This window comes from Dyella sp. 05T440, from assembly GCF_056395965.1.
In genome coordinates this window covers 82,483-94,918 of record NZ_JBFTKN010000014.1, presented here as the reverse complement: position 1 = coordinate 94,918, position 12,436 = coordinate 82,483, and the positions used below count along the sequence as shown (strand labels likewise).

Below are 12,436 nucleotides of genomic sequence, written 5' to 3'. Positions count from 1 at the left end.
CGCTGTCCTTTCATGCCTCTGGCCGGGATGACAGGCAAGAAAAAGCCCCGAGGATTAGGGGGGAATCCTCGGGGCCGGGGTGGAAAGCGAAACCCAGGGGAGAGGTTCGCCTTACCGTTTGGGCTCGTCCAGGGAGGTGGCGAGCCCGCGGATGCCGTTGCGTGCATCCGAGATATAAGAACGCGCCAGGCGGCGAAAGTTGCACTGCCGCATACGATTTTGGTTAGCAGGCGTTCATTTGACGAAAATCGAACATTTCGCTGCGCAGCCCCGCGCCGAAACTGTGGGAGCGCACCCTGTGCGCGACGACCCATCGGAGAGGAGACCTTCGGCGCCGCTGTCGCGCACAGGGTGCGCTCCCACAGGTGGAGGAAGAGGGTACTGGAGCACCCCATCTCACCCTCAGTGCGCCTCATCCCAATTCTTGCCAACTCCCGCCTCCACCAGCAGCGGCACGGACAGCTCCGCCGCTCCCGACATGCGTGAGACCACACCCGCACGCACCTCCTCGACCACATCCTGGCGCACCTCGAAGATCAGTTCATCGTGCACCTGCATCAGCATGTGCGCGTCGTCGCGCGGTTGCAGCCAGTCGTGCACGGCGAGCATGGCGCGCTTGATGATGTCCGCCGCGGTGCCCTGCATCGGCGCATTCACCGCGGCGCGTTCGGCCCCGGCGCGCAGTGCCTGGTTGCGCGACTGCAGGTTTTCCAGATACAGGCGGCGGCCGAACAGCGTCTCCACATAGCCATCGCGATGCGCCTGCTGGCGGGTCGCTTCCATGAAGGCATGCACGCCCGGATAGCGCGCGAAGTAGCGCGCCATATAGTCGCTGGCTTCGCCGCGATCCACGCCAAGCTGGCGGGCGAGGCCAAACGCACTCATGCCGTACATCAGGCCGAAGTTGATCGCCTTGGCCGCGCGGCGCTGGTTGGCGCTCACTTCGTCCGGCTTGAGGCCGAACACTTCGGCGGCGGTGGCGCGATGTACGTCGCCGCCTTCCTTGAATGCCTTGACCAGGCCTTCGTCGCCGGACAGGTGCGCCATGATGCGCAGCTCGATCTGCGAATAGTCGGCCGCCAGCACGACCCAACCCGGCGGCGCCACGAAAGCCTGGCGGATGCGGCGGCCTTCCTCAGTGCGGATCGGGATGTTCTGCAGATTGGGATCGGACGAAGACACGCGTCCCGTGGCCACCGAACCCTGGTGATAACTGGTGTGCACGCGTCCCGTGCGCGGATTGACCATTTCGGCCAGCTTGTCCGTATACGTAGAACGCAGCTTGGCGAGCCCGCGGTAGTCGAGGATCAGGCGCGGCAGCGCGTGATCGTCCGCGATGGCTGCCAGTGCTTCTTCGTTGGTGGATGGCTGACCGGTCGGCGTCTTCACTTTTGCCGCCAGTCCAAGCTCGTCGAACAGCACGGCCTGCAGCTGCTTGGGCGAATCGAGGTTGAACTCGTGCCCCGCGCCTTTCCATGCTTCCTGCTGCAGTTCCAGCATTCGCTTGCCCAACTGCTGGCTCTGCATGCGCAGCTCGTTGACGTCGATCAATACACCGCGCTGTTCCATCGAGGCGAGCACGGGGATCAGCGGTATCTCGATGTTCTCGTAGACCGAGCGCAGTGAAGGTTCGCCCTCCAGCTTCGGCCACAGCGCATGGTGCAGGCGCAGCGTGATGTCGGCATCTTCGGCGGCATAGCGGCACGCCGTATCCAGATCCACCTGCGAGAACGAAATCTGCTTGGCGCCCTTGCCGGCAACCTGCTCGTACTTGATCGTCTCCACGCCCAGGTATTTGCGCGCCAGCGAATCCATGTCGTGGCGCGTGGCCGTGGCATTCCAGATATACGACTCCAGCATGGAATCGTGCTTGAGGCCGCGCAGATGGATGCCGTAGTTGGACAGGATATTGATGTCGTACTTGGCGTGCTGGCCCATCTTGGGACGGGTCGCGTCCTCGAAGAACGGCTTGAGCGTGGCGAGCACCTGCTCGCGCGACAGCTGCGCGGGCGCGCCGGGATAGTCGTGCGCCAGCGGCACATAACAGGCATGGCCCGGTTCCACCGACAGGCTCAGGCCCACGATGTCGGCCTGCATCGAATCGATCGAGGTGGTTTCGGTATCGAACGACACCAGCGGCGCCGTGGCGATCTTTGCCAGCCAGCTTTCGAACTGCGCCTGCGTGGTGACCAGTTCGTATTGGCCGGCCATCGCAAGATTCGCCGCGTGCTCAGGCTCTTGTGGGAGCGCACCCTGTGCGCGACTGGCCGTGTCGGTAGCGTTGCCTAAGACCGCTGCGCCCGCGTCGCGCACAGGGTGCGCTCCCACAGGTGTGGTTGTTGCGCCGGCTTCGGCATCCATTTCCTTAAGCGCCGCCTTGAAGTCGTAGCGCGTGTACAACTCGCGCAATGCCTCGCTATGCCGTTCGCGGAACGTCAGCTGCGACACCGACTCATCCAGCGGGACGTCGAGCTTGATGGTCACCAGGTCGCGCGACAGCGGCAGCTGCGGCAGCGCGGCGCGCAGGCTCTCGCCAATCTTGCCGCCGATCTTGTCGGCGTTGGCAATCAGGTTATCCAGCGTGCCGTATTCGGCCAGCCATTTCGCCGCGGTCTTGGGGCCGCACTTGGGCACGCCCGGCACGTTGTCCACGGTGTCGCCGGTGAGCGAAAGAAAATCCACGATTTGCGAGGGCTCGACGCCGAACTTGTCCATCACGCCCGCGCTGTCGGTGGTCGTGTTGGTCATCGTGTTGACCAAGGTGACGCCCGGGCGCACCAGCTGCGCGAGATCCTTGTCGCCGGTGGAAATCTCCACCTCGATACCTTGCGCGTGCGCCTGCTCGGTGAGCGTGCCGATCACGTCGTCGGCTTCTACCCCGGCCACGCGCAGGATGGGAAAGCCGAGCGCGCCGACGATGGCGAGCATGGGGTCCACCTGCGCGCGCAAATCGTCCGGCATGGGCGGGCGATTGGCCTTGTACTGGTCGTAGAGCTGGTTGCGGAAGGTGGGGCCCGGCGCGTCGCTGACAAAGGCCACGTAGTCGGGCTTTGCCTTGAGCGTGGCGCGCAGCATGTTCACCACGCCAAACAGCGCGCCGGTGGGCTCGCCCTGCGAATTGGTGAGCGGTGGGAGCGCATGGAAGGCGCGGTAGAGGTAGGAGGAACCGTCGATCAGGATGAGCTTGGCCATGCCGCAATTGTCGCACGCGTGCACCGGGCTGCACGGCTGTGGGTTGAGGCGCGGCGCAACGCCGTCCCGGTCTCTCCGCGACGCTCCGGGGACGCTTCACGAGCCGTGCGGTTCGGCGCTGATATGCTCCACTCTCCACAGGAGGCCATCATCATGAAACCCGTCGCTTTGCTTGCCGTTCTTGGTGTGGCCATCGCGTCCCATGCGCTTGCCCAGTCGTCCGCCAGCCAGTTTCCGCCGGCCCCGCCGCCGCCGGGCATGAACGACCCGGGTGTGAAGGCGACGCCCCCGCCGCCGGCGCCCAAGACGGCTCCCGCGCCCAAGTCCGCGGCCACCAAGAAATCGGCATCGGGCAATGTCTCCGCGGATACGGAAGCCACGCTGAGCGCACCGGAGACTTCCTCCCCGGCCACCTCCGACGCCCAGCCGCGCGATGCCAACGGCAACGCACCGCCGCAGGTGAAGGTGGTCACCCAGGGCGACCAGACCATCCAGGAATACAGCCGCAGCGGCCAGGTCTACATGGTGGTGGTGACGCCCAAGAGCGGCATTCCGCAGACCTATATCGTCGACCAGAAGGGCGCCTGGTCCAATCAGGCTGGCGAGCCGGTGAAGCCGGTGATGTACAAGGTGATGGAGTGGGGCAAGAGCAAGTCCGCCGAAGACCAGGACAACGGCGGCCAGTAAGTCCGTGCGACTGCCAGCGGCGAGGACCGAATGAATCTGCGCGAGAGCTGGTTGCTGTTTGCGCTGGGTTCGGCGTTCTTCGCCGCGCTGACGGCCTTGTTCGGCAAGCTCGGCGTGGCGGGCATCAACTCCAACCTCGCCACTTTCATTCGCACCATCGTGATCCTGCTGGTCACGGCCGGCATTCTCAGCCTGCGCAACGAATGGGCGCGCCCCACGGGGTTGCCCACCAGCAGCTGGGTCTTCCTGGTGCTGTCGGGCATCGCCACGGGCCTCTCATGGCTTTGCTATTACCGCGCGTTGCAGCTGGGTCCGGTGAGCCGCGTCGCGCCCATCGACAAATTGAGCGTGGCCATCGCCATCGTGCTCGGCGTGTTGTTGCTGGGCGAGCAGGTGAGCTGGTCGCTCGCGATCGGCGGCGGTCTGATCGTGCTCGGGGCTATCATCATCGCGGTGTTCTAGCGCTCATCCAGCTCCGGGTAGTGGCGGAAGATGCCGTCCTCGTTGAATGCGATGCGCCGCTCCGAGGCGAGATAGACCGCGACGTTAGGGCGCTCCGCTACACGCTCCTGCAGTGCGCGCAGCTTGGTCGTGCGGCGACGGATCGACTTCATCGCATTGGGAAACGCATAGTCCAGTCCTGACATCAGCTGGAACAGCGACAGATCCACGTACGAGTGGCGGCGCCCAACCGCGTGGCGCCCATCGCCACGGTCGAGCACTTGCTCGAAATAACCAAGGAATTTCGGGATGCGCGCTTCGCAGAACGCGTTGGAACGTTGGCGCGCCTCGCTGCGCTGCTGCTCGTAGTACAGGTCACCGGAAATCGGATGATGCGTGTCGTGCACTTCGGCGACGATATCGGTCACAGTCTGCTGCAGTTGCATCGCATAGCGCTGCGCCGGTTCGGACGCAGGCACCAGCCCATGACGCGGCCCAAGGTAGGCGAGAATATTGGCGACCTGCGCAATCACCTCCTTGCCCGCGCGCAGAAAGGGCGGCGCGAACGGCAGGACGCCCGGATGTTTGCCTTGCAGAAACGGCATCATGATCTGGTCGCCTTGCTCGCGCGCGACATCGTCGTAGCCGGCACCGGCATCTTCCAGCGCGAGCCGCACGAATTCGCCGCGTCCCTGGATGCCGCTCCAGTAGTAAAGCTTGTAGCGCATGACGAGAGCCTCAGAAGAAGAGGGCGAGGCTAAGTGCTGCGCATTCAACGAAGCGTGATTCCGGCATCGCCTCGATCATCACTGTTCGACCCCCTCAAGAAAAAACTGTGGGAGCGCACCCTGTGCGCGACAAGCCCTCATGACACTGGAACGTCCGGTTCTAGCCGAGACGCCCAGTCGCGCACAGGGTGCCTCCCACAGGGCGCGGTTACATCGCCCGGGTCAACTCGCGCAACCGCTCCCACACCAGCATCGCCAACGGCGACAGCGACCGCTGCCGGCGCTTGATCAACACCACTTCACGACTTTCCTGCGGCGTCAGCGGTCGCGTCACCAGGGTGGGTGGCGGCGGCGCCAGTGCGGGGCTCACGCTGATGCCGAGCCCCGCTTCGACCATGCGGAACGTAGTGAACGTGTGGCCAGTCTGCTGCACGATGTTGGCCTCGATACCGCGGCTCGCCAGCGCGTGATCGATCAGGCGACGGCTGCCGGAGGAATAGTCGAGCAGGATCAATGGCTGCCCCTGCAACTTGCGCCAGGGCACGCGTTCGAGCTGCGCGAGCGGATGATCGGGCCGGCAGACCAGCACAAACGGATCGCGCAACAGGCGTTCGCTATCAAATTCGCCGGTGAGCGGAGGATCGATCGCCACGCCGAAATCCACTTCGCCGCCGCGCACGCTATCCAGCACCATGGTTTGCGCCTGGTCGTGCAACTGGATGGTGAGCTCGGGGTAGCGCAGGGCGCAATCGGCGATGCACCGCGGCATTAATCCCGCGGACAAAGTGGGCACCGAGGCCACATGCACCTTGCCGCGCTTGCGCTCGCTTTCCGAGTGCACGTGCGAGAGCACGCCCTCCAGTTCGTCGAGCACGCGCCCGATCGCGCTTTCCAGATAGCGGCCCGCCTCGGTGGGCAGCACCTCGCGGGTGGTGCGGTCGAACAGGCGGATACCCAGCTCCGCTTCCAGATCCGCGATATGGCGGCTCACCGCCGGCTGGCTCAGGTGCATGCTCTCCGCCGCCCGGCGGAAATGCTGCTGGCGGGCCACGGCAAGAAAGGCACGAAGCTGGCGCAGGCTGATATTCATGCCAATAGTGTATCAGTGGATCAGATAAAACGATTTGATTAATCAATGGTCTGGCAGTCCAATAGGCGCAGTCCCCGATTTGCGCGTGCCACGGCCATGTCCCTGAGTCGCTTCCTGCCCGACCGCTTCACCTGCGCCCTGATCGTCACGGTGGTGCTGGCCAGCCTGTTGCCCTGCCGCGGCACCACGGCGAGCGTGTTCAATGTGCTCACCGACATGGCCATCGCACTGCTGTTCTTCCTGCACGGCGCCAAGCTCTCGCGCGAAGCCGTGGTGGCCGGCATGACGCACTGGCGCCTGCATCTGACTGTGTTGGCCAGCACTTTCGTGCTGTTCCCGGTGCTGGGACTGCTGCTGCGTCCCGTGCTGTCCCCGCTGGTGACGCCTTCGCTTTACCTGGGCGTGCTGTTCCTGTGCACGCTGCCCTCGACGGTGCAGTCATCGATCGCCTTCACCTCGATGGCGCGCGGCAATGTGCCGGCGGCGATTTGTTCCGCCTCCGCCTCGAGCATGCTTGGCATCTTCATCACGCCGCTGCTGGTGGGCGTGATGCTGGAATCGCACGGGCAGGGCGGCATGAACTGGGATGCCATCGGTGCCATCGTGCTGCAACTGCTGGTGCCGTTCGTGGCCGGCCAGGTCGCGCAGCGCTGGATCGGCCGCTGGGTGGAACGCAACCGCTCGCTGCTGTCCTTCGTCGACCAGGGCTCGATCCTGCTGGTCGTCTATACGGCCTTCAGTGCGGCGGTGCTGCAGGGCTTGTGGAAGCAGATCCCACTGCCCGTGCTCGGCGGCCTGCTGATCGTCAACGCCGTGCTGCTCGCCATTGCGCTCATCGTTACCCGCTACGGTGCGCGTGCACTGGGCTTTAAGCGCGAGGATGAAATCACCATCGTTTTCTGCGGATCCAAGAAGAGTCTCGCCAGCGGTGTGCCGATGGCCAAGGTGCTGTTTGCCGGCCATCCGCTGGGCGCCATCGTGCTGCCGATCATGCTGTTCCATCAGATCCAGCTGATGACGTGTGCGGTGTTGGCGAAGAAGTATGCCCAGAGGGTGGAAGGGCGTAGCCGCAAGGTCGGTGTCGCCGCGGAAAGCTGAAACGCTGGAGCCGGCCTGCAATGTTGGTGCCGCCCAAGAAAAAGGGCGTCCTTGCTGGACGCCCTTTTCTTTTACCCGCGTGGTTTCCTGCTTACCAGCCCATCCCCACGCCCACGCCGACCGAGCTGTCGCCACCGGTGACCGAAGCACCGACGGTGATGTTGGCGCGCTTGCTGATGGCGCGCTGGTAGCCGACGGAAATCGCCTTGGAGCCGTTGGAGAAACCGGTGCCGGCGCCGAAGCGGTTCTGCGTCTCGATGCCGCCGAGGCTGGCCGCCATCGTCATCATGGAGGTGCTCATGGCGTTGTTGCCGCTGATGCGCTTGTTGACGTTGCGGAACTGGTCGTCCATCTGCTGCTGCATGCCGGCCACCTGTTTGGCGACGTTGCCCACCTGCTGATCCGTGTAGCTGTTGGCGCTGCTGGTGGCCGAGCTGCTTGCCTGGTTCATCTGGGCCACGTTCACCGCATCCGTATCGGCCGTGCCGGCCTTGACGTTGGTGATCTGGCGCTCGTTGCCCTGCGAACCCATCGACACGGTGTTGTCGCGGTCAGCCACAGAGCCGCCGCCAATCGCCGCCGAGTGCTCGCCGGTCGCCTTGGCCGCCGGTGCAGCGGCATCGTTGGAAGCGATCGCGTTCGACGTGCTGGTGGCCTGGGATACGACCGCGTTGAGCTGAGCCACGTTCACCGCATCCATCTCGCCCACGCCGGCCGCCACGTTATGGATGGTCGTGCCGCTGGCGGCCTGACCATTGCCCAGCGTGACGCTGCCATGGTTGGCCGAGCCGTCCGCGTTGCGGTCGTACGTCACGGCGGCATTGGCCGAGCCGTCGCCGTTGATCACGCCAGCGGCCTTCAGCTGCGCCACGTTCACGGCATCCGTATCGGCGGTACCCGCCTTCACGTTGGTGATCTGGCGCTCGTTGCCCTGCGAACCTACCGACACCGAGTTGTCGCGGTCAGCCACCGAACCCGAACCCAGCGCCACCGACTGGCTCGCCGTCGCCTGCGCACCGCCGCCCACCGCTACCGACTCGCGGCCCGAGGCGACGTAGTCGATGGCTGCCGAGTTGGCGTGGAAGAACTTCACGCCGTTGCCGCCGGTCGTGATGTTGTTGATCGACTGGCTCAGGCCGGCGATGGAAGCCGTGTTGCCGGCAATGGCGGCGGTGTTCTGCGCGACCTGCTGGTTGGTGGCGAACAGCTGGCTGCCGTTGACGGCGTCCTTGCTGGATGCACTCACGTCGCCCTCGGCCACGCCCGTCACCGTGCGCTCGCCATCTGTTCCCGCCATGTCCACCCGCTTGCCGCCGGTGTCCTTGGCCACCGTCACCACCTTGCTGCTGGCGTCCTGCTTCACCAGGCCGAGCTCGCCCTGGTTGATCTGGTTGGTGAGGTTGCTGACATTGCCTTCCACGTTCGTCACGCGGCCATCCAGCGAGGAGATGCTGTTGGTGTTCTGGGTGACGCGGGCGTCGATGTTGCTGACGTTGGTGTTGATCGTGCCGATGTCGCCCTCGTTGGTGGTGACACGCTTGTCCAGCGAGGAGATATCCGTGGTGTTCTGCGTCACGGCCGCATTGGTCGCGTTGAGCTGCGACATGTTGACGGCATCCTTGTCGTTCACGCCGGCTTTGACGTTCTTCAGCGTGCGGGCGTTGCCGTTCTTGTCGGCAAAGTCCACCGCCGCGCCATCGGTGGCGTTGCCCACCGTCAGGTCCGCACCGGGCGCAGCCTGCTGCACCATGCCCACCGAGCCGCTGTTGATCTGATTGGTGAGGTTGCTGACGCCGCCTTCCACATTCGTCACGCGGCCGTCCAGCGAAGAAATGCTGTTGGTGTTCTGGGTAACGCGGGCGTCGATGTTGCTGACGTTGGTGGTGAGCGAGCTGATGTCGCCTTCGTTGGTGGTGACGCGCTTGTCCAGCGAGGCGATGTCCGTGGTGTTCTGGGTGACGCGGGCATCGATATGGCTGACGTTGGTGTTGATCGTGCCGATGTCGCCTTCGTTGGTGGTGACGCGCTGGTCCAGCGACGAGATGCTGGTCGTGTTCTGGGTCACGGCAGCATTGGTCGCGTCGAGCTGAGACATGTTGACGGCATCGTTGGCGTTCACGCCGGCTTTCACGTTCTTCAGCGTACGAGCGTTGCCGCCCTGGTCGGCGAAGTTCACCGCTGCGCCATCGGTGGCCTTGCCCACGGTCAGGTCCGCACCGGCCGAGGCCTGCTGCACCATGCCCACCGAGCCCTTGTTGATCTGGTTGGTGAGGTTGCTGACGCTGCCTTCCACGTTCGTCACACGGCCGTCCAGCGAGGAGATGCTGTTGGTGTTCTGGGTAGTGCGGGCGTCGATGTTGCTGACGCTGGTGGTGAGCGTGCTGATGTTGCCTTCGTTGGTGGTGACACGGCTGCCCAGCGAGGTGATGTTCGTGGTGTTCTGGGCCACGTTCTGATTGGTGGCGTACAGCTGCGAGCCATTGACGGCATCGGTGCTGGAAGCGCCCACCGTGCCTGCGGCGACGTTGACGATCTTGCTGGTCGCCGACAAACCGTGCTTGGCGTCGAACGCGCCAGCGGCCGCATTCCAGTTCAGCGCGTCGAAGTTGCCCACCGCGGTCGCCGTGGCCTGCACGGCCGAGGTCATGTCGCTGTAGGTCGTACCGTTGACGGTGATGGACGGCGTACGGAGGGTGCCGTCGGCATTGACGCTCATGCCGCCGCCGATGGCGGAGGTCACGCTGTTGAGCTGCGACACGTTCACCGCATCCGTGTCCACCGTGCCCTTGGCCAGCCCCGTGACCTTGCCGGCGTTCAACGAAATGTTGGCTCCGCTAGTGGTGATCGTCAGGGCGTTCACGCCATCGGCCCCATTGATGTACTGGTAACCACCGACCGACATGGAGCTGCCGCTGATCACCACCGAATCGGTCTGCCTGGCGTTCTTGTAGTTTCCCGAGCTCAGGCTGTTCGAATCGCAGTTGGCGATGCTGACGAAGGTGTTAGTGCCGTCGCCGCCCAGGGCCTGACAGTTGCCTCCATCCGTCACATTGAAGCCAGTGTCATTCACGATGAGCGGCGCTTTGCCATTGGTGCTCAAGGCGAAGGCGGGCGCCACGGCTCCGATCATGCCGACGACGGCCAGGGTGGTCGCCATGCGCTTGGCTGCCGACGACTTCCTGCGGCCCTTGGCCAGTTCCGAGGCGACGACCCAGCGGCCGGTGACAGCGTTCCACACAATGCGATAAATGGCGTTCATGACAAGACCCTTAAGCGGAAGAGGAAAGTGATGGCCGTTTCCGTTTGGCTTGCCGGACTTCCTTGCCGTCCACGAAGCACATGGTCCGCTCGAGGGTCTGCGCGAAACATAAGAACTGTCTGATCTGGGGCGATATCAGATTTGTCTCAGGTGGGTATCCGCCAAGAAAAAAGGCGCCCAGGGGCGCCTTTTTTTTGTATCGCTGAGGTTGGGGATCAGTGCCTGAAATGGCGAATGCCCGTGAACACCATCGCCATGCCATGCTCGTCCGCTGCTGCAATCACTTCCGCATCGCGCATCGAACCACCCGGCTGGATCACGGCCTGGATGCCGGCGGCAGCCGCCGCGTCGATGCCATCGCGGAACGGGAAGAACGCATCGGACGCCATCACCGAGCCACGCACTTCCAGCTTCTCGTCGGCGGCCTTGATGCCGGCGATCTTGGCGCTGTACACGCGGCTCATCTGGCCCGCGCCCACGCCGATGGTCTGGCGGTTCCTGGCGTAGACGATGGCATTGCTCTTGACGTACTTGGCCACCTTCCACGCGAAGATCAGGTCGTCGATCTCGGTGGGCGTGGGTGCGCGCTTCGTGACGATCTTCAGGTCCTCGGCCTTGACCATGGCGCGGTCGGCGGTCTGGATCAGCAGGCCCGAACCCACGCGACGGCAATCGTTGCCGGGATGGGCCTTGCTCAGGTCGCCGTCGGCCGGCGGCGGAATTTCCAGCACGCGCACATTGGTCTTCTTGGCGAAGGCCTTGAGCGCTGCGTCTTCGTAACCGGGCGCGAGCACCACTTCCACGAACTGGCGATCCACGATGGCCTTGGCCGTGGCTGCATCCACCACGCGGTTGAAGGCGATGATGCCGCCGAAGGCCGAGGTGGGATCCGTCTGGTAGGCCAGATCATAAGCACGGCCGATGCCATCCAGGCTCACCGCCACGCCGCACGGGTTTGCGTGTTTGACGATGACGCAGGCCGGCTTGGTAAAACTACGTACGCATTCCCACGCGGCATCGGAGTCGGCGATGTTGTTGAACGACAACTCCTTGCCCTGCAGCTGGCGGAACGTGGCCAGCGTGCCCGGCGCGGGATACAGGTCGCGATAGAACGCGGCCTGCTGGTGCGGGTTTTCGCCGTAGCGCAGATCCATCATCTTCACGAAGCGACCGTTGGCCTGCGCGGGGAACGCGTCATGACCGGCAATGGCGTCGTAGTTGTCATTGAGCTTGAGTGCGGAGAGGTAGTCGCTGATCGCGCCGTCGTAGTTGGACACGCGATTGAACGCGGCCACGGCGAGCTTGAAGCGCGTGGCGCGCGTGAGGCCGCCATGCGCTTCGATTTCCGCGAGCGCCTCGTCGTACTGGTCGGGCGAGGTGAGCACGCCCACGTCGTTCCAGTTCTTGGCGGCCGAACGCAGCATCGCCGGGCCGCCGATGTCGATGTTCTCGATCGCTTCTTCCAGCGTGCAATCGGCGCGCGCCACGGTCTGCTCGAACGGATAGAGATTGAGCACCAGCAGGTCGATCGGCGCGATGCCCAGTTCGCTCATCACGGCGTCGTCCGTGCCGCGGCGACCGAGCAGGCCGCCATGCACCTTGGGATGCAGGGTCTTGACGCGGCCATCCATGATCTCGGGGAAGCCGGTGACGTCGCTGACGTCCTTGACCGGGATGCCCGCCTCACGCAACGCCTTGGCGCTGCCGCCGGTGGAAAGCAGCTCCACGCCAGCCTGGTGCAGGCGCTGGCCCAGCGCGATCAGTCCGGTCTTATCGGACACGCTAAGCAGCGCGCGACGAATGGGGGATACGGCAGAGGCAGGCATGACGGCTTCCAGGACGGGGAAGCCGGGCATTATAGCCGCCTGGGGCGGGCGCCGCCTGAAAGCGGGCGGTGCGCCAGTTGGATGGCCAAATGCAAGGGGATGCGCGCCGCCGGCG

At 64.5% G+C, this 12,436-nt stretch carries 8 protein-coding genes; 3 read left to right on the top strand and 5 right to left on the bottom strand.

Features of this window, described 5'->3' with window-relative positions; genetic code table 11:
• Positions 1-402: 402 nt before the first annotated feature.
• Positions 403-3,192 carry a DNA polymerase I gene (gene polA, locus AC1DE1_RS17245; RefSeq protein ID WP_477176662.1) on the bottom strand — a complete coding sequence of 930 codons (2,790 nt, stop codon included), beginning with the start codon at positions 3,190-3,192 and terminating at the stop codon, positions 403-405.
• Between the two features lie 153 nt (positions 3,193-3,345).
• Between polA and AC1DE1_RS17240 the strand changes: the two genes are divergently transcribed.
• Both AC1DE1_RS17240 and AC1DE1_RS17235 read left to right on the top strand, forming a co-directional pair.
• Positions 3,346-3,879: a DUF2782 domain-containing protein gene (locus tag AC1DE1_RS17240; RefSeq protein WP_477176661.1), complete on the top strand. Its 534-nt coding sequence runs from the start codon at positions 3,346-3,348 to the stop codon at positions 3,877-3,879.
• A 30-nt stretch (positions 3,880-3,909) separates the two neighbouring features.
• The gene (locus AC1DE1_RS17235) at positions 3,910-4,341 is read left to right on the top strand and encodes an EamA family transporter (protein ID WP_477176660.1); all 432 of its coding nucleotides are present in this window, start codon (positions 3,910-3,912) and stop codon (positions 4,339-4,341) included.
• Here the strand turns inward: AC1DE1_RS17235 and AC1DE1_RS17230 are convergent.
• Both AC1DE1_RS17230 and AC1DE1_RS17225 read right to left on the bottom strand, forming a co-directional pair.
• Positions 4,338-5,048 carry a glutathione S-transferase gene (locus AC1DE1_RS17230; RefSeq protein WP_477176659.1) on the bottom strand — a complete coding sequence of 237 codons (711 nt, stop codon included), beginning with the start codon at positions 5,046-5,048 and terminating at the stop codon, positions 4,338-4,340. The two genes, AC1DE1_RS17235 and AC1DE1_RS17230, sit on opposite strands and share 4 nt — an antisense overlap.
• A 208-nt stretch (positions 5,049-5,256) precedes the next feature.
• A complete protein-coding gene (locus AC1DE1_RS17225) occupies positions 5,257-6,138 on the bottom strand; it encodes a LysR family transcriptional regulator (protein ID WP_477176658.1) in 882 nt (293 codons plus the stop codon).
• Positions 6,139-6,234: 96 nt separating this feature from the next.
• Between AC1DE1_RS17225 and AC1DE1_RS17220 the strand changes: the two genes are divergently transcribed.
• Complete coding sequence (locus AC1DE1_RS17220; RefSeq protein ID WP_477176657.1) at positions 6,235-7,236, top strand: bile acid:sodium symporter family protein; 1,002 nt, start codon at positions 6,235-6,237, stop codon at positions 7,234-7,236.
• A gap of 91 nt (positions 7,237-7,327) precedes the next feature.
• Here AC1DE1_RS17220 and AC1DE1_RS17215 read toward each other — a convergent pair whose 3' ends face one another.
• The gene (locus AC1DE1_RS17215) at positions 7,328-10,495 is read right to left on the bottom strand and encodes an ESPR-type extended signal peptide-containing protein (RefSeq protein ID WP_477179157.1); all 3,168 of its coding nucleotides are present in this window, start codon (positions 10,493-10,495) and stop codon (positions 7,328-7,330) included.
• Between the two features lie 215 nt (positions 10,496-10,710).
• Positions 10,711-12,321: a bifunctional phosphoribosylaminoimidazolecarboxamide formyltransferase/IMP cyclohydrolase gene (purH, locus tag AC1DE1_RS17210; protein ID WP_477176655.1), complete on the bottom strand. Its 1,611-nt coding sequence runs from the start codon at positions 12,319-12,321 to the stop codon at positions 10,711-10,713.
• Between the last annotated feature and the right edge of the window lie 115 nt (positions 12,322-12,436).

Coding starts and splice junctions, on each gene's coding strand:
- polA (WP_477176662.1), bottom strand. CDS start 3,192: ATGGCCAAGCTCATCCTGATCGACGGTTCCTCCTACCTCTACCGCGCC.
- AC1DE1_RS17240 (WP_477176661.1), top strand. CDS start 3,346: ATGAAACCCGTCGCTTTGCTTGCCGTTCTTGGTGTGGCCATCGCGTCC.
- AC1DE1_RS17235 (WP_477176660.1), top strand. CDS start 3,910: ATGAATCTGCGCGAGAGCTGGTTGCTGTTTGCGCTGGGTTCGGCGTTC.
- AC1DE1_RS17230 (WP_477176659.1), bottom strand. CDS start 5,048: ATGCGCTACAAGCTTTACTACTGGAGCGGCATCCAGGGACGCGGCGAA.
- AC1DE1_RS17225 (WP_477176658.1), bottom strand. CDS start 6,138: ATGAATATCAGCCTGCGCCAGCTTCGTGCCTTTCTTGCCGTGGCCCGC.
- AC1DE1_RS17220 (WP_477176657.1), top strand. CDS start 6,235: ATGTCCCTGAGTCGCTTCCTGCCCGACCGCTTCACCTGCGCCCTGATC.
- AC1DE1_RS17215 (WP_477179157.1), bottom strand. CDS start 10,495: ATGAACGCCATTTATCGCATTGTGTGGAACGCTGTCACCGGCCGCTGG.
- purH (WP_477176655.1), bottom strand. CDS start 12,321: ATGCCTGCCTCTGCCGTATCCCCCATTCGTCGCGCGCTGCTTAGCGTG.